Here is a 20,897-nt window from a genome sequence, read left to right as displayed (position 1 = left end):
CTTCAAGCTTCTCTCCCCCAACTTCCAAACGTATAATTAGGAAATTCAAGGTAAAGGGACATATTTCAATCAATTGCCTTTCAATCTATTCCCACTCAATAGTTGCCGGTGGTTTGGAGGAAATATCATAAACCACTCGGTTTACACCTTTCACGCGATTGATGATTTCATTTGACATTTTACCAAGAAACTCATAAGGTAAATGAATCCAATCAGCCGTCATTCCATCTACGGATCCTACCGCTCTCAAAGCTACAACCCGCTCATAGGTACGCTCATCACCCATGACTCCTACCGACTGAATGGGAAGCAAAATGGCTCCTGCCTGCCATACTTGGTCATAAAGTCCGTGATTTTTCAATCCTTGGATAAAAATATGATCTACTTCCTGTAGTGTCTGTACTTTCTCTGGTGTAATATCTCCCAAAATCCGAATTGCCAAACCCGGACCCGGGAATGGATGACGACCAATAATGGTCTCAGGAATCTCCAATGCACGTCCTACTTCACGTACCTCGTCTTTGAACAAAGTATTTAAAGGCTCGACCACTGAAAGCTTCATAAAATCAGGCAAGCCTCCTACGTTATGGTGGGATTTGATGGTGGCTGAAGGACCTTTTACAGAAACTGATTCAATCACATCGGGATAAATAGTCCCTTGACCCAGCCATTTTACGCCATCTATTTTATGCGCCTCATCATCAAATACTTCGATAAAGACTCGCCCTATTGCCTTTCTTTTAGCTTCAGGATCTGAGATTCCAGCCAAGGCATCATAGAATCGCTGCTTGGAATCTACTCCAATTACATTCAGCCCCATGTCCTTGTAGGAATGAAGTACTTCCTCAAATTCATTTTTGCGAAGCAACCCATTATCCACGAAAACGCAGGTCAACTGATCTCCAATGGCACGGTGAATCAAAGTAGCAGCTACCGAAGAATCCACTCCACCTGAAAGTCCCATGACTACCTTATCCGAACCGATTTTTTCTTTCAGCTCAGCTACGGTCGCATCGATAAAGACGTCGGATGTCCAATCCTGAGCACAGCCACAAATCGTGACTACAAAGTTTCTGAGAAGATTTTTACCCTCGGTAGAATGGGTAACCTCTGGATGGAATTGGATTCCGTAAGTCTTTTCTCCCTCGACTTTGAAGGCGGCAACTTCCACCGAGGAAGTACTCGCAATCACCTCAAAACCTTCGGGTAATTGTTTGATGGTATCACCATGGGACATCCAAACTTGGGATCCATGGGTCATTTCTTTTAGTAGGTCATGATGCAGATCGATGTGATCCAAATTAGCACGACCATACTCTCTGATCGTAGACGGCAAAACCTCTCCCCCATACTTCTGAGCAAGAAGCTGTGAACCATAGCAAACGCCCAAAATTGGAAGCTTTCCGCGAAGACTATCCAAGTCAAGGTCAGGAGCCCCTTCATCCCGGACACTACAGGGTGATCCAGAAAGGATTACACCTTTGATGTCGGGGGTGATTTCAGGAAGGTTATTGAAAGGATGGATTTCGCAATAAACGTTCAGTTCTCTGACTCTTCGAGCGATGAGTTGGGTGTACTGAGAACCGAAATCAAGGATGAGGATTTGTTCTGCCATGCGCAAAGGTAAGCAGGCTAGACGGCTTACTAAAATGTGACAAAGAAAATTTGGAAAACACCCATTAAAATTTTTCTTTTTAAATTTTAACAAATGTTTAGTTAAAGAATATCAAGAATTTTCTGTTACTGATTTTTACTTCGGATGTTTGGTTTGTTAAATCTCAAATCCAAATCTCATGAAAGCAAATCGACTTTTTCTAATTCTATTCCTTTTCATTGGAGTCCAGGTATTTTCATTTGGACAAGTCCAACCTAAACTCCAATACAGTATCGGTGCCGGAGGCTCCCATGACGGCAATAATATGCTCTATGGACTGAATTTCAGTAATGAGCTTAACTATCGATTAGGTAAAAGAACCTCCCTCAATGCAGGATTACTTTTTTATCAATCGATAGGTAGTTTGGAAAATAATAACTTGACGCCGGGTCAAAAAAACAGAAACCATTCGTCCGGCTTTTTCATTACTCCCTCTTTCAAATACACATTTTTTCAGCGACCCTCCGGATTCAACCTTTCTTTGGCAGTTGGTCCAACGCTTCAATTAGGCGGGGAAGGGTATATAGCCAATATCAATTTTTTTAACCCTGAAGATGGACCCAACTTAGCCAGCTTTACAGATAGCTATCAGCGAATTGGAATTTTTGCGGAATTGGAAGCCGAATGGAAGACCAAAAATCCAAATGTGAGGAATGCAGTCAGTCTTGCTGCAACCGGATTTGATGATTACCTCAGATGGTATGTCCATGCCTCCTACAAAATCAGCTTTGGGATAGGAAAAAAGTAATGCTTACTTCGAAAAAACAAAAGCCTCTTTTGGATTTTCCACTAAAAGCTGATTCCAGTCCTTATCCGTAAATCCTTTTTCTGTGAGGATCGGAATCAGCTTTTCAAAAATATTAGTGAAAGGCTGGAAATCTCCCCCACCCGGTTTGGCTGGATCAAACCACCCCGCATCATGGGAAATCAGAATATTTCCTAGAATTCTATTTTCCTTGGCAAAAAGAAGTCGCTCCACGTAGGGATCAATTGCCCAACCGATTCCATCCAGACTGATCCAAACTCCCATTTCGGCTGCTTTTTCATAGTTTGCAAAATCCGGTTCATTTTGCGCATGAACCCACACAAACTCGGATGGTTTTACCTCCATTTCCTTAAGAATCTTCAATTCTTGGGAGGCAGTCTTCCAAGTACCAGTATGAGAGGCAATGGTCAATCCTGTTTTTTGATGGGTAATCCCTGCTGCTTTGACTAGCTTCTGATCAATGGGCGAAAGGGTATTCGCTTCGTTCACTGAAATCTTGATAAAACCCGGTTTGATCCCCGTTCCTTCAATTCCATTTTCAAATTCGGCTATCCATCGCTCAGCAAGTTGCTCAGCTGTTTCTGTTTGGACAAAGTCGGGAAGGTATTTCCCTCTCACAGCTCCATAAAATCCGGTATTGGTCAGAATCTGAATTCCAGACTTTTCGCTGAGGGCTTTCAGCAGCAAGGGATCCTTGGCCAAATAGCTAGGAGTACAATCCAAAATCGTCCGAACTCCATGTTTGTTCACCTCCATTAGGTAAGGAAGGACCTTGACAATCACTGAATCTCGGTTCCACCTATCGGGACTGATAGAATCTGCACCGATAAAATCCACCAGCATGTGCTCATGAATCAGCGTCAAACCCATGGAGTCAATAGGCATCGGTCCTGCGACAGTATTTATGTAATTATCAAAATTATTTGAAGGATGATTTTGACAGGAAATGAAAAGAATAGGTAAGAAGATGAAAATCAAAAACTTGGACATAAGGAGGCGATATGATTCTTCGCTCAAGATATTGGTAGGAAGTCAATTTTACAATCTTCCAATTTTTCAATACTGACTTAATTTCCCTACTCCACCTCTTCCTCTCCAAAAAGGGTCTGTAACTCTACGGCATCAATTCCTTTCTCCTCTTGAAGAAACTTCCCAAAAGAGGCGGTACTACCATGCGTCAAATAGACCTTTTCTGCTTCAGTGCTTTCAATGGCCTGAATCAACCCTTCCCAATCAGCATGGTCAGATAGCACAAAGCCTCTATCTGCAGCTCTCCTTCTTCTGGTACCTCGAATAGCCATCCAACCCGAACAAATCCCTGTCCGATAAGGTGAAAATTTCCGCATCCAGGGAGTTCCCATAGCAGAAGGCGGAGCAATTATCAGACTTCCTTTGAATTCAGTCTTGGGAATGTCTTGGGTAACCTTCGGTACATCAGGAATATCAACTCCGCTATTGAGCAAGGCTTGGTTTGTGTTCCAGACAGCTCCATGAGTAAAGACCTTGCCGATAGACAAATCCAAGTTTTTTAGGATCCGCTGGGCTTTACCCAGAGAATAAGCAAAAAGTACAGAATTTCGACCTTCTGAAGCATTGTCCTTCCACCAAGTGTTGATTTGGTTAAATATTTCCAATTGGGATTCCCATTTGTAAATCGGTAATCCGAAAGTGCATTCGGACACAAATTCATGGCACTTAACCGACTCAAAGGCCTTAGAAAGTCCATCGTCCTCCACTTTGTAATCACCGCTGACCACAGCTATACGGCCTTTGTGTTCTAATCTGATTTGGGCTGAACCAGGAATATGTCCAGCTGGATGAAGGGAAATCCTCACACCATGTATGACTAATTCCTGACCATAATCCACAGTTTCCAGACTGATTTCCTGCCCGAGGCGAAGCTTCATCACCTCGGCAGAATCGTGATGAGCAAGGTAATGTTTCATCCCCCATCGAGAATGATCCGAATGAGCATGGGTGATCACGGCCTTGTCAACGGGACGCCAAGGATCAATAAACACCCCCGCGGGAGGGCAGAAAAGTCCGTAATCAGTGAGTTCGAGAAGTTGCAGAGCTATCTGGTTTTTACTTACAAACAGGCTAGCGTTTCAAAGGTTACTTTAATTCATAAAAATAAAAAGTTTGGACATCACGCTCAACCTCGTCCTTTTCCTCTCCCAGTTTGTCATTGACTGAATAAAGTAGGTCCTTTTTTGCCTGAAGCTTTATGGGCCACTCACCTTCCCAAATCTTTTCTTTCCCTTTAAAAATCTGATAAACAGGTGTTTTATATTTTTTCTCAATACTCATGTATTTTTCATCCCCAACGACTCTCCGATCTAATGCATCAACTTCTTCATCAGGTGTTGCTTTCAGGTACCAAGTCAGGAGAAAGTCATTGGAATAGATAAAATCTTTATACCGAGAACCTCGTAATTCTTCGAAAAAAATACCAAAATTCTCTTGTTCTGGTGCAGGCTGAATGGGCTTAAAATCAGATCCTGGATCCAAGAATAGCGAATCTTTAAGGACTAGCTCAGGATAGCTATAGGTATAAATCATCGGGGTTAGCATAAACTGCAAATCGATTCGATCACCATGAATTTTTGCAACAGGATCATAACCTATATAATCTCCCGGTTTTTGAATGTAATTAAGAGAAGTAGGGACCTTTGAACTAAATAACACGTCTCCTTGAAAATTACTCACTTTTAAGAAATCATACTCGTCCATTTTGATTCGGTTTTCCATCCTGATTTTATCTAGGTCAGATTCTAAATAACCAAACCTAAACTGATACCCCCCCTCCACCAAGAAGCCCTGTGTATCTCCCATCATCCGAGTCATAATTTGAATGCGAGAAGGGTTTGATTCTATTAAATCAAACTGAAGATCATACAAATAATTGCCAGTGTATGTTTCTACAAAGATTTGTTCATTCCTCACAAATCTGCAGGCAGTAAAATAGCTAGACTTATAACTATCCGGACCATCTCCTGATCGATTGGCAGTGCGAATGATTGCTCCAGATGAGTCGGTTAAAATCAATTCGTCCGATTGAAAATCAAAAAACAAAAAATATTGACCATCAAAGCTATAGTCCAGTAAGGTAGGAACCACCAAACGGTCAATTTGCATGCTGTCTACCAAGGTAAGGGTTGGTGTTTTTTCCAATTGGTCATCAGCTTCAGGACCGGATTGTTTGCAAGAACTTAAGCAAATCGATATGAATGCAATAAAAATGAAGTTTTTCATCGAATCTTAGTTTGCTTTAAACTAAAATATATTTCGAAAACTAAAAAATAAGCTATCTTAAAAAATCCTAAAATTTAAATCTCTTCCACTTCCCGATCGGGTTTTGCATAGCTAAGTCGTGCAAGTTTTTTTCCAATGTGATATTCATCCAACCCTGAGACAGTCACCGTTTCCAACACATTCAAATCCAAGGAGCCATCAGTCCGAAGACCTTTTTCTTCAACATAAATATGATCAATACTTCCAATGACCAATACTGTTTGATTTACCTTGAGAGTTTGAGTTTCCACCAAGGAGCAACCTAGCTTCAAAGGACTATTTTTAACATAAGGAGCGAAGAATTTATTGAGAAATTCAGCCTCTAACCCTGTTTTTTCAAACTCTGAACCATCCCAGCGGGCAGAAGTCCAATGAGCCTCTTTGTAAAAAGAAGGAGTCACTTGATTCATAGTAAAGTACCCTGCTTCTAAAATGTTTTCAAGCGTATCCCTCTGCACAGTATGGGGTCTAAAAAGAATCCCAACCAAAGGCGGACTTGCGCCAATGTGAAAAACCTGAGAAAAAGGAGCCAAGTTGGATATCCCCTCAGAGCTTTTAGTACCTATGAGATTCAGACTTTTATATCCAGAAAGACAATTAATCAGATTCCTCCGAAAGAAAGAATCTGATTCTAATATTTCATCTTTAGTAAAGTGCTTGATCATTTGGCAATAGCTTCCTCAATGGTATCACAATATTTGATATCCAATTGATCAATAATGTTGTCTGGGTAATTTTGCAGGATTTGAGCTTTGGCGATTTGAACCATTTTCTCAAACCATTTTTCATCAGGAAGAATTTTACGGTGTGTTTTCACCCCATATTCCAGCATTTCCTTTTTCCAATAGATGAAATACCATTCCATGGTAGGTTGATGAAAAGCTCTCAGCGACCGCTTATCAAAGATGAATTTCTCATAATTCCCTGCTTTGACTATTTCACCGATCTGATGAAAAGCTTCCTTGAAGTCTTCGATTGGAATGTAGTCGGCAAGAAGTTCACAAATAACAATTTTTAATTCTGGACTGATCAGCACGCGAACATATTTTTGTTCAAAGGCCAGTTCAAAATCCTGCGTCTCGGAGGTATGCAAGGTGTCGTTCATGGCAATAGATCGGGATTAGTAAACAGATTTTTTTCGCGCTTCTTCAGTGCGGTTAACTTCATCTTTAAATTGCTCCAGGCGTACCTCAAGATTTGAGGCATACTCTAGGGTAGTCCGCATCATCTCTTGCTGAGAGCGGATTTGCTCTTTCAATCTTGAAAGCTCCTGATTGACTTCTGAAAGCTTGGATTCGTATTCTTTTTGTAGCCTTTCTTTTTCTAATTGGGCTTTCCTCAACTCTTCCTTAAAAAGTAGGAATGATTCAGGTGGTGTCTTCATATTCACAGCTCGTTCATCTCGGGACCGTACCCGTATTAATGACAAATTCAGGGATGAAAATGTTTAAAATCACTTCAAATTAGACATTCCTCCATCTAAATGAAGAATCTGACCCGTCATCCAAGATGCATCATCAGATAGCAAGTATTCAGCCGCCTTGGCTATGTCTGCTGGTGTTCCAAATCTACCAATCGGATGACGCTTATTGCTTGCTTCTCGCTTATCATCACTTGATAGCAAAGCAGAAGCTAACGGAGTATCTGTCAAAGACGGTGCGATAGCATTTACTCTAATTTTATTAGGCGCCCACTCTGCTGCTAGTGAACGGGTTAGTCCTTCGATGGCACCTTTCGCAGCGGCTATACTCGCGTGGAAGCCCATTCCTGTCTGCACAGCAACTGTACTGAATAAAACAACTGATGAACTTTCAGATTTCTTTAGGCTTTTCATACATGCTTGAAGCACTCGTACAGCACCCAGAAAGTTGATATCAAGTTCCTGTTGGAATTCTGAAATGGAAATCCGGTGAAAAGGCTTCAAATTGATTGTGCCCGGAGCATATACAAGTCCATCAATAACCTCAGGAAGACCGGGAATATCTGAAAAGTCTTCAGTCGTATCCAAGGCTGTGGTGCCTTCCCCACTTTTTGAATACAAAAATAAATTTGCTCCTTTCGCCTTCAAGGCTTCTGCGAGTTCTTTTCCGATTCCTGAGTTTCCTCCTATTAGGACGATATTTTTTCCGTTCATACTGTTGTTTAGTTTCTATTTTAAAAATCTTTTTTCTTAAGATTTGTTTTGAGTAAATCACAAAAAAAAACCGGACAATAGCCCGGTTTCTAAGTTGGTTTAGCTATTTATTACTTTTCGAGACTGATATATTTCAGAAACTCGTTTCTTGTTTGTTCGTCTGTGTCAAATTTGCCACTGTAGAATGAAGTGACTGTAGAACTGTTGGTATCATTGATACCTCTTGAACTTACGCACATGTGATATGCATCCATGATTACCGCCACATCATCAGTTCCCAATGCCTCTTTGAGATCGTTTCCTATCTGCATGGTCAACCTTTCCTGAACCTGAGGTCTTTTTGAATAGTATTGTACAATCCTATTGATCTTAGAAAGCCCGATCACATTTCCATTTGAAATGTAAGCTACATGAGCTCGACCATAAATCGGTACGAAGTGGTGTTCGCAGTGTGAGAAGAAGGTAATGTCCTTCTCGACAAGCATTTGATTGTATTGAAATTTATTTTCAAAAAGCTTTGCAACTGGCTTATTTTTGGGATTAAGTCCTGCAAAAACTTCCTTGACATACATCTTAGCCACTCGATGGGGTGTCCCCTTGAGACTGTCGTCAGTAAGATCAAGTCCAAGAATATTCATGATTTCTTTGAAATGCTTTTCGATCAGTTCGACTTTTAAATCGTCGTCCATTTCAAAGGCATCTTCACGAAGTGGAGTCTCGACTGAAGAAGCCAAATGCTCCTCACCAAGTTCTTCATAAGATGCACGGGCAATATCAATTCCCATCGAAGTCAACATAGTTTCTTTCTGTTTCATAGAGTCGAATGCTTAATTCGAATTTCCGATCAATTTTCTCCCTCAAAATATTCCAAATAACCACTGCAATGTTTTCTGCAGTTGGGTTGAGATTTTTGAATTCATCGGTATCCAAGTTTAGGTTTTTATGATCAAATTTATTTAATACATGCTCTTTGATAAGATCACTCAACACCTTCATGTCATACACGTAACCTGTATCGGGATCGATATCTCCGCGTAGACTTACGTGCAGGTCATAGTTATGACCGTGAAAATTGGGATTATTACACTTTCCAAAGATGTCAGCATTTTTTTCATCTGACCAATTCGGATTGTGAAGCCGGTGAGCGGCGTTGAAGTGTTCTTTACGAATTACTGTTACTTTCATGCAATTTGGAAACAGCAGTTTTTTAAATTTTGTTTAATATTTCTATTGTTTCTTTAAACAAATTATTTAAGTCGTTGAATTTCTGCTATTTAAATTTTAAGTGTTGCTTTATGCTATTTCTATTTTTTTGGTGAAACGTACTAACGCCACGAATAAAACGTTTGCTTTTCTGAAAATAGTTCATGCTACGATTAATCTTTTTTGACCTTGATCAAAAGATTATTTGGAACTTATGCTTGAATTTGATGATTATCAAAATAACCTGAAGCAAAACCTAAGCCTATGCACCTATTCCACATTGCCTTATTCTCTTTACTGCTCAATTTCCACCCAGAAAAAGAAATCCCAAGCGAAGATTTATCTTCAACCTACAGCTCTCCAATAGAAAGTCTATATGAGGAAATAGCCTCGAACTCCCCAAACCTGCCCCAGCAAGAAGTATTTGAATATGCATTCAAGGGCTGGGAACAATTGGAGTCCAATATTTCTAATCAACTCATCACTATCATTGATTTTAGTCTTCCTTCTACCGAAAAAAGACTCTGGGTCATCGATCCACTCAATAAACTCGTACTCGTAAATTCGGTAGTTTCCCATGGCAGAAATTCCGGAGAGCTTTATGCTACAAACTTTTCCAATAAACCCTCTTCATACAAAAGCAGCTTGGGATTCTATAAAACGGCAGAGACTTATCACGGCAAGCATGGCCTTTCCCTTCGATTGGATGGCTTGGAGAAAGGTTTCAATGACTTAGCCAGACCAAGAGCGATTGTAATTCACGGTGCCGACTATGCTAGGGAAGAGTTTATTTCAGCAGCGGGTCGTCTTGGAAGGAGTTTAGGTTGCCCAGCCTTACCTAGCGAGCTATCCAAAGAGGTCATAGAGCTAATCAAGGAAGGTTCACTGCTCTTTATTTATGGAGAAGATCAAAACTATTTAAGCAATTCAAAGCTTATTTCTGCTTCATTTTCTAAGCAAGGTTAATACCTCTTCATCCCTCCCATAGATATCTGGCCGATAATTTGGCTTTCCTGTAGCATCAGCCCAAAAGGTCAAATAGATCAGATAAACGGGTATTTTTTCCTTCAGATTGACCGTCTGTTCCTGCTGACTGTTCATCGCATCCCAAATTTTCTGATCATTCCATTCTTTTTGATCCTGAAGAAGAAGCTGTGCAAGCTCTCTTGGCTTTTCTAGTCGAATGCATCCGTGACTCAATGCTCTCTCTTCTCGTCCAAATAGCGACTTGGCAGGAGTATCATGAATGTAAACGCTATGTTTATTTGGAAACATAAATTTGACCAAACCAAGTGAGTTTTGGGGCCCGGGTTTTTGCCTTACCAGATAGGGAATGGCACGCTTTTTCCAATCAATTATACTTGGATCCACGACTTCTCGATTGTAAGTCAAAACTTCCATATTCTTTTGAGTAAGGTAATTTGGGTTTTTCCTTACCGAGGGAATGATCTCATTTCTTACAATCGACTCAGGAATATTCCAATAAGGGCTAAAGACCAGATAACTCATTTTCGCCTCAAAAACCGGCGATTGATGATAGGATTTGCCTACGATAACTTTGGATTGAAAAATAGTATCCTCCTTATCCAAAAGGACCAACTTATAATCTGCAATATTCACTAAGATAGCCTTACTCCCATTCTTTTTACCATCAAGCCATCGAAGCCTTTCCAAATTCACAGCTACCTTATCCATCATATCTTTTGGGGATTGACTTAGAGAAGCTAAGGTGTTTTTCCCTATGATACCATCACTAGTCATTCCATGAAAGGATTGATAAGCCTGGACGGATTTCATCAAAAGAGAATCATATATCCGCTCCGTCAAATCATTTCCTCCGGCATAACCCCAGAACTGAAGTCGTTCACGGATCTCAGGAATCAGGGAATGGCTATCGCCTACTTTGATTGATTTATTGACACTGAGTGAAGACCAGTCCAAGCTATCTACTTTAGAAAGCTCGGATAGATTACGAAGAATCTCCCGCCCACGCAGATAAATTCTAAACTCTGGGTAATATTGAAAAATATTTGATCTTACCCGTTGGGTTTGTTCGATTTGATTGAGGAAAGCTATCGGGTCAAAGGACTCTTTTGTTTGGATAATTTCCCATCCCCATTGAAGCTCCGAAGGATCTACCTTGCCTACATGCAGGTGTTTTGCCAACTGAATTAATCCATCACTTAGAAGCAACTCCAAGTCTACCAGATCTGTCCAATCACTTTTCTCATCTATCTTTTTGTTGGATTCGTAATTTTCAATAAGTGTATTGATCAAGTCCCAATGGTAATCCGAAGGCTGTAAACCATCAAATTGAGCCTGTTCTAATTCATACCGCCCTTCGTAAGCCAACTCCCCTATCCTAGCTTCTTTGCTCCAGACAAATTGAAAGTCTCTCGAAGAATAAAACTTAAAGAGTTCTCCAAAATTCTGAATGCTCCGCCCTCTTACTTCTAAACCAACACTGGCATCCGTATTTTCTAAGCGTTGCCGAAGCAAATCAGTCTCTTGGCCATAGCTGATGAACCCTAAAAGAAAAAAGTAACAAAGCAGGCTGAATCTCATTGTGGTTATTCAATCTTAAAATCCTGGTACTTTCGGCCCAAAGTCCATGATTCCTTAAGCATGGATAGGAAATCTCCCATTCGATGAAGAGGAATCAAATTGGGACCATCGCTAAGCGCTTTGGCCGGCTCAGGATGTGTCTCAATAAAAAACCCATCTATGCCGGTAGAAGCGGCTGCTCTTGCCAAAAAAGGTGCAAACTCCCGCTGTCCACCACTAGTTCCTCCCTGACCCCCTGGCTGCTGTACTGAATGAGTAATGTCAAACACTACCGGTGCAAACTGCCTCATGATTGGCAAGCCGCGCATATCTACCACTAAATTGTGGTACCCCAAAGAAAAGCCGCGCTCGGTAAGACAGACATTTTCATTTCCAGCAGATCTCACTTTTTTGACTGCAAACTGCATGTCTTCAGGTGCCATAAACTGTCCTCTTTTGATCTTCACAGCCTTTCCGGTCTCAGCTGCAGCTATCAGCAAATCGGTTTGTCTACATAAAAATGCCGGAATCTGAAGCACATCTACTACCTCGGCAACTTCCTTAGCCTGATAGCTTTCATGGATATCAGTCACCAAAGGAATATTCAAAGCTTGACCTACACGCTGAAGGACCTCCAAGGATTTATCCATTCCGATACTCCGAAAAGATCCCGAAGAAGTCCGATTAGCCTTGTCAAAAGATGCTTTGAAAACGTAGGAAAAACCGTTCTCTTCAGCCCATTCTTTAACTTTTGTACCGATTTCCAGGCAGATATCGTAGCTTTCTACCGCGCAAGGACCCGCAAAAAGTACAGGCTTTTCTCCTCCCAAAATCACAGAGTCTGTGATTTTCATTTGACTATCAGTTCTCTTCATTTTCTATTTCGTTGTATGAATCAATTATTGAGCTCAGCTTTCCCTTAGCAAAGAGAAGCAGGTCGCCCACTTCTCGGAAGACTCCCCTGCCGCCTGCATAGCGACTGACCCAATCCACCTGAGCGCTCACGTAAGGCAAGGCATCAGAAGGACTACAAGAAAGGCCAACTTTTTTCAAAATTGGCAAATCGATCAAATCATCCCCGATGTAGGCCACTTCATGATGAGAAAGTTCAAGTGTCTCAAGAAGCTCATTCAGCTTTTTACCCTTGTCTTTTATTCCATGATAGTGGAAATCAAAGCGAAGCTCCTCACAGCGATTTTCAACCACTTTGGACTTCCGTCCTGTAATTGCTCCAATCAAAATCCGATTTTTACGGAGATGCTTGACTATCAAACCATCTTTTACCTGAAACTTTTTGAATTCCAGCCCATTATCATCATAAATGATTCCACCGTCAGTCAATACACCATCAATATCGGTGATTAAAAGCTTGATGTTTTTGGCTTTCTCCAAAATCTCCGCAGGAATATGGCTGAAGTAGTCTTGGATTATTTTTTCTGCTTCCATTGGATCGAATATAAGTCAAGTCTACGCTGTTCCAAATTCCGAACACTTCCTGCTTTCCGCTGCTTGGTCAATAAATCCAAATCTACATCCGCTACAATGGTCGTTTCTGCATTCTCTGATGCCTGAGCTACGATGGAATCATGCGGGAAAGAAAAATCTGATGGGCTGTAAATTGCAGCCTGAGAGTATTGAATATCCATATTTTCAACCTTCGGAAGGTTACCGACAGATCCGGTAATAGCCACGTAGCACTCATTTTCGATGGCCCGAGATCTAGCACAAGTATTTACCCGAAGGAAGGCATTTTTGGTATCCGTCCAGAATGGTACAAATAGGATGTCCATCTCTTGCTCCGCCAGAATTCTTCCCAACTCGGGGAATTCCACATCGTAACAAATCAATATTCCTATTCGTCCTGCATCGGTATCGAAAACGTGAATTCCATTTCCTCCCTGAAGTCCCCAATAAGCCGCTTCATCAGGTGTGATATGCAATTTGTATTGCTTGGCCTGCGTACCATCTCTTCGGCAGAGATAGCTTACGTTTCGAAGTTTTTTACCATCATACTCAGGCATCGAACCCGCAATGATATTGACATTATAAGAAACGGCTAGATCGCTCATACGGCCGACAATTTCGTCCGTGTAATCTGCTAGGTTTCGAATCGCCTCAGATGCATCCATATCGTTGAATTCGGCAAGAAGTGGAGCATTGAAAAATTCAGGAAGCAGGCAAAAATCAGATTTATAACCTGAAACGGTATCCACAAAAAACTCCACCTGCTGCATCAGATCATCCACGTTTGAAAATCGGCGCATTTTCCACTGTACCAATCCCAAGCGTACGATGGACTTCTTATTACCGATAAGCTTCTCATCCTTTTCGTAATAAATATTGATCCACTCCAGCAAGGTAGCATAGGCTCTAGAGTCCTTATCCTCAGGAAGGTATTTGGTAATTACTTTTCTTACGTGAAACTCATTTGCAAGCTGAAATGAAAGTACCGGATCAAAAATCTCCTTATTTTTCACCAACTCGATATACTTCCTTGGAGTCATCTCCTCGGCATGTTTGGAATAGCCCGGAATACGACCACCGGCAATTATCGACCGCAGATTCAAATTCTCACATAGCTCCTTCCTTGCATCATACAAACGCCTTCCTAGTCGCATTCCTCGGTATTCGGAATGTACAAAAACATCCGTCCCATAGAGGGTATCTCCATCATGATCATGGGTATCAAACTTCCCGAACCCTGTAATCTGATCGTAGGTGTGATTATCTCCAAACCTTCCGTAATCGACAATGATACTTAAAGCCGCAGCAACTACTTTTCCATTATCTTCGATACAAATCTGACCTTCTGGAAAAACCTTAAGTTGATTTTTCAACTCTTCCCTTGTCCAGGCCATTCCTTTGTTTCGGTAGATGGATACCATTATTTCTCGGATATCATCAAAATCCGAAAGCTTGATATTCCGAAGTTTCAATCGATGTTCGAGCTCTTCTCGTTGTTTACTCATAGTTCAAAATTAAGGATTTTCGATCAAAAATTTTAAATCACAATCCTAACCGGGTACTTTTCAGAATTTTATTTTGATTTTTAAGAATGAATGTAAATTCTGACTTTAGGGTCGATAATTATTGATATTTTGCTTACAAAATTCGACTAATATTTCGAAATCTATGCAATCAGACTCATCAACTGTTTCTAATTCTAATTCGAGCAACTTCGATTTGCTGGAGTGGATAGATCAAATCATGAACCTGAGTCTTTTCAACTTGGGTGATTCTAAATTAACGATTGGGCTCGTCCTAACGCTTATTTTTTCCTTTCTCGTTCTTTTTATAGGATCTGAATGGATCAGAAGACTACTGGTCAACAGGATTTTGAAAAAATACAGTATCACTGAAGGCACACGACTTTCGATTGGAACGATAGTCAAGTATGTTTTAATCCTTGCCGGTGTTTTTTCGATTCTTCAGACGAATGGGATTGATTTAAGTGCTTTTGGGGTGTTGGCAGGAGCAATTGGTGTTGGTATCGGTTTTGGTCTTCAAAACATCACAAACAACTTCATCAGTGGGCTCATCATTCTTTTTGAGCAGCCTATCAAAGTGGGAGACCGAATCGAAGTGGGAGATGTCAATGGAGATGTCATCAAAATTTCAGCTCGATCGACCATGGTAGTTACCAATGATAATATCACCATCGTTGTACCAAACAGTCAATTTATTGATAATCAAGTGATCAACTGGTCTCACTCTGACCGAATGGTCCGTTTTAATTTTCCAGTGGGTGTAGCTTATCGTGAAGATCCGGAAAAAGTAAGAAGAATTTTGCTCGAGGTAGCCAAAGACAATAAGGGAGTTTTAGAAAGCCCTGAATCAGATGTCCTTTTTGAAGAATATGGAGACAACAGCATCAATTTCAACCTCAGAGTATGGACCTCAGAGTATGTCAATCGACCAAAAGTGCTGAAAAGCCAGCTTTTATATGAAATTTTCAAACGGTTCAAAGAGCAAGGAGTCGAAATCCCATTTCCACAGCGCGATCTACACTTACGATCAGGATTTGAAAATTTAAAAAATTAGGGTAATTTTCGCCCATTGGAAGAAATGGACCGAGCAGGCCTGATAATGAGAAAGCTAGGCTTTATAGTTGTATTTTTGATAGGCTGGAGTTATCAAGCCAGTGCGCAAAGCTTTTACCGTTATCGGTTTGAGGAGCCATGGTCGATTTCTGCCAGCATAGGTCCTACCCAGTATTTTGGAGAGCTTTATTCCTTCTGGAAATACAATGAAGGAGTTCAGCCAGACTGGAATGCAAATATTGCCTTTCATAGAACTATAGGAACAAATCTCAGGGCCAAAGGAGAATTCTCCTACATCAAAATGTCCGGTCAAGATCCTCCCTCAGATCCGAGGGCTTTTCGTACCCCTAGAAACCTTCATTTCCGGGCTCGAAACTGGGAAGTTTCAGGAGTAATCCAATATTTTTGGCACCCCGTCAAAGTTCCGAATATCCACCGTCCACTTTGGAACCCATACATTTTCGTAGGTATAGGTATGTCCACCAACAATCCTCAGGCTCAACTAGATGGAGAATGGGTAGATTTGAGGCCACTGGCCTTAGAAAACAACCCCTATGATCGCTTCATCACCGTCTTTCCCATGGGGCTAGGCTTCAAGTACAAGCTAAATGTGTACATGGATCTGACTTTCGAAGGGAATTACCGCTTCACTTTGACCGACTACATGGATGATATCTCTGCCTATAATGTGTCGGAGTTTTATTTGGACTTAGTGGATGATTATGTATCGGGTAGAAATCCAGACCGACTTCGATTAGCTATCCGAAATCCCGATTTTTTGGATGATAATGGAATGCCGGATGTGGACAAAATTCTAAGAAACAATGGCCGTGTTCGCAGGGGATCTGGTCTCACCCACAGATTCGATGGATACATGACTGTGAATGTTGGCCTGGAGATTCATTGGTCCAGAGATATTTTCGACAACTGGATTTTCAGAAACCGAATCAATGAGAAGCGCTTCAGATTCTGGTAATCTTTATCCTTTCCTCACTACCCTAGGTTTTTATCCAAAACTTTTATTGGTATCCAAAATCTTTTTTCTGAATTGGTAGAGATTTACCTAAATTCACTCTTGCTGTACACTATTCTCTGACTAAAGTCGAGAATTAATCATTTCAAGTTTTGACCTTTCAAATTTGGGACTTTCTGGCTGGGCTGGGAATCTTCCTTCTGGGCATGCATCAGATGGAGGCTGGTCTTAATGAGTTTAGCGGTAAGACTTTTCGTCGCTTACTCCAAAAATTTACCGATACTCCTATCAAGGGGATTATCAGCGGCACCCTAGTGACTGCACTTTTACAAAGTAGCTCTTTGGTTACTTTGATGGTTTTAGCTTTCCTAGGTGCCGGAATAATTAGATTTAGCCATGCAGCAGGAGTCATTTTAGGCGCAAATCTAGGCACCACTGTAACCGCTTGGCTGGTTTATAGCCTTGGTTTCAAAGTAGATATCGCTTCCTTCTCTTTACCCCTGATCGGCGTTGGCGCTTTACTTTTCATTTTAGCATCCCGATACTTTATTCTGAAAAATCTAGGTTCCTTTTTATTGGGTTTTGGACTTTTATTCTTTGGTATTGATTTGATGAAAGGGTCGATTGAATCCTTGGCAGAAAACTTTGATTTTAGCCTGTATGCGGACTGGGGTTTAGTTGTTTTTGCTTTGATTGGACTTATCCTTACTGCCATCATTCAGTCAAGTTCGGCGACTTTAGTAATCCTACTTAGTGCGATCAGCTCAGGGATTTTAGGACTAGATCAAGCTGCAGCAGCTACCGTTGGGGCCAATATCGGTACCACAGTCACCGTCAGCTTGGGAGCCCTCGGAGGTACTCCGGATAAAAAAAGGCTGGCCTCACTTCATTTTCTTTTTAATGTAGTTACCGGACTGATTGTCTTGTTTTTTATACCGTTGATTATTCAATGGATAAGCAGCCTACCTATTGGACAAGACCCGCTATTGGATCTAGCCCTCTTCAATACCATCTTGAATGCATTCGGAGTTCTGCTTTTCCTTCCATTTATCAAACCTATCACCAAATGGCTTAAAGGCCGTTTCCTCACAAAAGAAAAACCCCACACCCTTTACATTCAGAATGTTGACGTAGCTGTTCCTGAGGCGGCAATTCAAGCATTGGAAAAGGAAATTGAGGAACTTTTTGTGAAGACAAAAAAATTCATTTCTCTTACTATCATGGAGGAGGGTATTCCATCCCCCAAACAAGGAATATTCGAAAAAATACTGAGCAGACCCGTTGAATACCTAGGGTTATATCAAAGCTTAAAGCTCGTAGAGGATGAAATTACTGCCTATCATCTCAAACTTCTAAAGACGAGTATTACTGAGGAGGAGGCAAAAAAACTCACATCACTGATGCTTTCCGTGCGATTACTGATCTTCTCAGCTAAGGATTTTAAGGATATACATCACAATATCAAAGAGTTAAGAAACTCCTCTAGAAATCTTCCGAAGGATTTCTTGGAAGAATTAAAAGTAAAATTCGAAGAGCGAATTCTTGAAATTGATCAACTGGCCAAAGTTGAACAACCTGAGATTCAAGTTCCATCTTGGATGCGTGAATCGGAGCTAGACTCCAGTCAATTGGTTGAAAAATTATTTCAGGAAGCAAAAAGTCATAAAACCGACATCCCTTTTTCAACTTTTACGAATGTTGCTAGGGAATTTTCTAGAGGACTGTATAATTTGGGTGCCGCTGTATTGCATTGGCGACACCCAATCAATGAAGTTTTTGACCCCTCTGAAGATGCTAAAAGTCAAGCTTTAACACTCAAGACACCTAAATCTCCTTGAAAGAGGACAGTCTCTGTCACCCCAATCTGATAAGCTGGACTTAGCTTATGATCTCCTGAAACAAGAGCTACCAAATGAAGCCCCTCTTCTTCGCAGAAGGCAACGATTCCTTTTTCTACCTCTTCGGCGCTGTAGGTATGTTGGTGAAATACTATTTCCTCGTTACCAGCTTGGAACAGTTTCATTCCATCCTGGATTTTTTCTGAAGTATGGAAATTTCCTGGAGTATTGACAAAAAGCTGGTGAACAGATGCCTTGAAAGCTTTTACAAAAGGCTTGATTTTCGCGAAAGCCTTTGGGGTATCTTGCTGGAAGGTAGAAGCAAAGGCGATTTTCCGAAGATTATTTCCATCCAAAGCCACCTTGACAGCCAATACCGGCATATCTGCCATTCTTAGAATCTTTTGGAGATTAGAACCTATGAATTTCCCTTCAGTATACCCTTTTCCATAGGCCCCCATCACGATCATATCAGCCTCGGAGCGATTAGCTTCACGGAGGATTTGCTCATGCGGCACCCCAATTTTCACTACCTGTTCGATTGGAGCCTTGGCAGGTGCTATTTGCTGAATGTATTCGGGCAATATCTCCTCAGCCTCGGTCTTTTGTTCGATTAGGTCTGTATATTTCAATTTTGCTTCCTCAGAGAGTTTTTCAAAGTCTACCTCGGAAGGAATGACCGTCACACAGACAATCGTTGCTCCAGACTTAACACTTATTTTTTGTGCAGTTTTCAGAGCCTCTAGCGAATAGGTAGAAAAATCGAAGGGAACGACAATCGTTTTCATAGCTTTTGGATTTTGATTCTTTTCAAATTTCCAAAAAATAAGTGGCCTTGCCTTTGATGGATATCAAGCAAAAAAATGATAAATGTCAGCTAATCAGTTTTTTAAACATCAACTTCCATCATCAGATCACATCGGCAATATTTACCGTCTCTTACAGGCACCTCTTTGAAACCCAGTTTCTGGTAGATTCTTAACGCAGCTTGGAGTTTGGTATGAGTGTACAATACCACTTTATTCGCCCCCATTTCTTTGGCCTTTTTCAAAGCCTGCTGTCCTAAGAACATGCCCACTCCTTTACCCTGAGCTGATTTCTTGACTCCCATTTTGATCAATTCGAAGGTATGTTTATCGACTTTGGATAGACCTACAGTCCCTAGAATTTGATCATTCATTTTGGCAAAATAAATAGCCCCACCTTTTTCTATGATGGTTTCCTGAGGTGATTGAAGCTGAGCAATATCAAAAGGCTCTAGCGAGAATAGCTCCTCGACCCATTCTCGATTGATGGCTTCAAATTCAGGCTGTAATTCAGCTTGGAAAGGGATGATTTCAAGGTTTTGCATTAAAAAGAAAGTTTGAGAACCTAAATTTCAGGAATTTCTCCTAGATTGAAGTGATTTTAATCAATTTGATCATGAAAAAATACTGCCTTTTATTATTCTCAATTTTTGCTTTTTACTCCCTGAGCCATGCCCAAACGCCTGAAGAAAAAATCAAGCAACTAGGACTCTCTATTCCTGAGATCAGTCAGCCTATGGCCAACTACGTGAAATGGAGACAAGTCGGCAATGTGTTGTATCTCGCGGGCAATGGCCCGAATGTCTTTGGAAAAGTCGGAAGTGATCTTACGCCTGAAGAGGGATACCAAGCAGCAAGGGAAACCGGCCTGGAAATCATAGCTGTCCTTAAAGCCGCTACAGGAGACTTGAGTCGCATCAAGCAATTTGTTAAAGTATTGGGAATGGTCAACTCTGCTCCTGATTTCACGGGACATCCTGCTGTGATTAATGGCTTTTCAGACTTGATGGTGGAAGTATTTGGAGAAAAGGGAAAACATGCCCGATCCGCTGTGGGAGTAGCGGCCTTGCCTAATAATATTGCGGTAGAAATTGAGGTAATTGTGGAATTGGAAGATCAATGACCTGGCTTAATTTTGCTTTAATTTTCTCTTTACTATTCTCTAATTATCAAGAAGATAAGACTCTTGATTCGGAATATGTTTTTGTAGACGGCTTAGCTTTTCATCAGTATGGGATCAAGAGTATTTTCGAAAAATATGGTCCAACCAAAAGGACTGACACGAACTACGAATATGGCTTTCATTCCAATGAAGAACAGGGAAAAACCTATTATCAACTGATCTATCCTCAAATCACTTGGATTGGGAGTGCAGAAGAAGGTTATATCTCAGAATTGGTCCTGTTCGATTCAGCAGGTGAAATAAAGTGGACTTATTACCAGGAAACGGAATTCAGTGGAAAAAGCACTCAGAGTGAAGTTGAGCGTTTTTTTGGAAAGCAAGCCGAGCCCATAAAATTTCATGGACGGGATGAAGCTGATTTATTCAGCCTTGGGGGTAGGTTTACTGATGCCGATGATGGCTTTTTCTTTCTGTTTAAGGAAGAAAAGCTGATTGAGTTTCATTATTGGAGTCCGTGTTGAT

General features: G+C 41.0%; 23 protein-coding genes. 7 read left to right on the top strand and 16 right to left on the bottom strand.

Translation table 11 applies throughout. The features are described 5' to 3' along the window. Positions 1-85: 85 nt before the first annotated feature. Entirely contained in the window at positions 86-1,615 is a 1,530-nt protein-coding gene (gene guaA / locus G457_RS0102900) for a glutamine-hydrolyzing GMP synthase (RefSeq protein ID WP_026945140.1), read from the bottom strand. A gap of 178 nt (positions 1,616-1,793) precedes the next feature. Between guaA and G457_RS0102895 the strand changes: the two genes are divergently transcribed. After that, on the top strand, positions 1,794-2,402 hold the full coding sequence (locus G457_RS0102895) for a hypothetical protein (protein WP_026945139.1): 609 nt from the start codon (positions 1,794-1,796) through the stop codon (positions 2,400-2,402). A gap of 3 nt (positions 2,403-2,405) precedes the next feature. On the opposite strand, the gene G457_RS0102890 is transcribed toward G457_RS0102895, so the two are convergent. From G457_RS0102890 to G457_RS0102850, 9 genes are all read right to left on the bottom strand, one after another. After that, positions 2,406-3,410 carry a phosphotriesterase family protein gene (locus G457_RS0102890; RefSeq protein WP_026945138.1) on the bottom strand — a complete coding sequence of 335 codons (1,005 nt, stop codon included), beginning with the start codon at positions 3,408-3,410 and terminating at the stop codon, positions 2,406-2,408. 86 nt (positions 3,411-3,496) lie between these two features. Further along, on the bottom strand, positions 3,497-4,492 hold the full coding sequence (locus G457_RS0102885; protein WP_026945137.1) for a ligase-associated DNA damage response exonuclease: 996 nt from the start codon (positions 4,490-4,492) through the stop codon (positions 3,497-3,499). A 43-nt stretch (positions 4,493-4,535) separates the two neighbouring features. After that, on the bottom strand, positions 4,536-5,675 hold the full coding sequence (locus G457_RS0102880; RefSeq protein WP_026945136.1) for a hypothetical protein: 1,140 nt from the start codon (positions 5,673-5,675) through the stop codon (positions 4,536-4,538). Between the two features lie 74 nt (positions 5,676-5,749). Beyond that, entirely contained in the window at positions 5,750-6,379 is a 630-nt protein-coding gene (locus tag G457_RS0102875) for a flavin reductase family protein (RefSeq protein ID WP_051260676.1), read from the bottom strand. Next, positions 6,376-6,819, bottom strand: coding sequence for a hypothetical protein (locus G457_RS0102870; protein ID WP_026945134.1), 444 nt, complete (start codon positions 6,817-6,819; stop codon positions 6,376-6,378). Before G457_RS0102870 ends, G457_RS0102875 begins: the two co-directional genes overlap by 4 nt. 15 nt (positions 6,820-6,834) lie before the next feature. Further along, a complete protein-coding gene (locus G457_RS0102865; RefSeq protein ID WP_026945133.1) occupies positions 6,835-7,098 on the bottom strand; it encodes a hypothetical protein in 264 nt (87 codons plus the stop codon). Positions 7,099-7,167: 69 nt separating this feature from the next. Continuing rightward, the gene (locus G457_RS0102860) at positions 7,168-7,848 is read right to left on the bottom strand and encodes an SDR family NAD(P)-dependent oxidoreductase (protein ID WP_026945132.1); all 681 of its coding nucleotides are present in this window, start codon (positions 7,846-7,848) and stop codon (positions 7,168-7,170) included. 110 nt (positions 7,849-7,958) lie between these two features. Next, positions 7,959-8,663, bottom strand: coding sequence for a GTP cyclohydrolase I FolE (gene folE, locus G457_RS0102855; RefSeq protein WP_026945131.1), 705 nt, complete (start codon positions 8,661-8,663; stop codon positions 7,959-7,961). After that, complete coding sequence (locus tag G457_RS0102850) at positions 8,623-9,033, bottom strand: 6-pyruvoyl trahydropterin synthase family protein (protein ID WP_024281987.1); 411 nt, start codon at positions 9,031-9,033, stop codon at positions 8,623-8,625. The genes folE and G457_RS0102850 overlap by 41 nt, the downstream gene beginning before the upstream one ends. A 282-nt stretch (positions 9,034-9,315) precedes the next feature. Here G457_RS0102850 and G457_RS0102845 point away from each other — a divergent pair, with 282 nt between their 5' ends. Further along, positions 9,316-10,017: a murein L,D-transpeptidase catalytic domain family protein gene (locus tag G457_RS0102845; protein ID WP_026945130.1), complete on the top strand. Its 702-nt coding sequence runs from the start codon at positions 9,316-9,318 to the stop codon at positions 10,015-10,017. Here G457_RS0102845 and G457_RS0102840 read toward each other — a convergent pair. The 4 genes from G457_RS0102840 to G457_RS0102825 are packed head-to-tail and all read right to left on the bottom strand — an operon-like array spanning position 9,997 to position 14,564. Further along, positions 9,997-11,616 carry a L,D-transpeptidase family protein gene (locus tag G457_RS0102840; RefSeq protein ID WP_026945129.1) on the bottom strand — a complete coding sequence of 540 codons (1,620 nt, stop codon included), beginning with the start codon at positions 11,614-11,616 and terminating at the stop codon, positions 9,997-9,999. The two genes, G457_RS0102845 and G457_RS0102840, sit on opposite strands and share 21 nt — an antisense overlap. 5 nt (positions 11,617-11,621) lie before the next feature. After that, positions 11,622-12,449, bottom strand: coding sequence for a 3-deoxy-8-phosphooctulonate synthase (gene kdsA, locus G457_RS0102835; protein ID WP_248602813.1), 828 nt, complete (start codon positions 12,447-12,449; stop codon positions 11,622-11,624). A gap of 7 nt (positions 12,450-12,456) precedes the next feature. Next, complete coding sequence (locus G457_RS0102830) at positions 12,457-13,041, bottom strand: KdsC family phosphatase (RefSeq protein ID WP_026945127.1); 585 nt, start codon at positions 13,039-13,041, stop codon at positions 12,457-12,459. Further along, a complete protein-coding gene (locus G457_RS0102825; protein ID WP_026945126.1) occupies positions 13,023-14,564 on the bottom strand; it encodes a bifunctional GNAT family N-acetyltransferase/carbon-nitrogen hydrolase family protein in 1,542 nt (513 codons plus the stop codon). The genes G457_RS0102830 and G457_RS0102825 overlap by 19 nt, the downstream gene beginning before the upstream one ends. Positions 14,565-14,727: 163 nt before the next feature. Here G457_RS0102825 and G457_RS0102820 point away from each other — a divergent pair, with 163 nt between their 5' ends. From G457_RS0102820 to G457_RS20935, 3 genes are all read left to right on the top strand, one after another. After that, entirely contained in the window at positions 14,728-15,636 is a 909-nt protein-coding gene (locus tag G457_RS0102820; RefSeq protein ID WP_026945125.1) for a mechanosensitive ion channel family protein, read from the top strand. Between the two features lie 45 nt (positions 15,637-15,681). Next, positions 15,682-16,611 (top strand): hypothetical protein, encoded by a 930-nt coding sequence (locus G457_RS0102815; protein ID WP_026945124.1) that lies wholly within the window; start codon positions 15,682-15,684, stop codon positions 16,609-16,611. Between the two features lie 149 nt (positions 16,612-16,760). Next, entirely contained in the window at positions 16,761-18,446 is a 1,686-nt protein-coding gene (locus G457_RS20935) for a Na/Pi cotransporter family protein (RefSeq protein WP_051260675.1), read from the top strand. Here the strand turns inward: G457_RS20935 and G457_RS0102805 are convergent. Then, a complete protein-coding gene (locus G457_RS0102805) occupies positions 18,410-19,234 on the bottom strand; it encodes a universal stress protein (RefSeq protein ID WP_026945123.1) in 825 nt (274 codons plus the stop codon). The genes G457_RS20935 and G457_RS0102805 overlap by 37 nt on opposite strands. Before the next feature lie 101 nt (positions 19,235-19,335). Next, on the bottom strand, positions 19,336-19,797 hold the full coding sequence (locus G457_RS0102800; RefSeq protein ID WP_026945122.1) for a GNAT family N-acetyltransferase: 462 nt from the start codon (positions 19,795-19,797) through the stop codon (positions 19,336-19,338). A 71-nt stretch (positions 19,798-19,868) separates the two neighbouring features. Here G457_RS0102800 and G457_RS0102795 point away from each other — a divergent pair, with 71 nt between their 5' ends. Then, positions 19,869-20,375 carry a RidA family protein gene (locus tag G457_RS0102795; protein WP_035483040.1) on the top strand — a complete coding sequence of 169 codons (507 nt, stop codon included), beginning with the start codon at positions 19,869-19,871 and terminating at the stop codon, positions 20,373-20,375. Then, positions 20,372-20,896 carry a hypothetical protein gene (locus G457_RS0102790; RefSeq protein WP_026945120.1) on the top strand — a complete coding sequence of 175 codons (525 nt, stop codon included), beginning with the start codon at positions 20,372-20,374 and terminating at the stop codon, positions 20,894-20,896. The genes G457_RS0102795 and G457_RS0102790 overlap by 4 nt, the downstream gene beginning before the upstream one ends. The last annotated feature ends 1 nt before the right edge of the window (position 20,897 follow it).

Source organism: Algoriphagus marincola DSM 16067 (assembly GCF_000429405.1).
GTDB lineage: Bacteria > Bacteroidota > Bacteroidia > Cytophagales > Cyclobacteriaceae > Algoriphagus > Algoriphagus marincola.
Note: the sequence above shows the minus strand (reverse complement) of the source record. Positions and strands in the feature narration are given on the sequence as shown.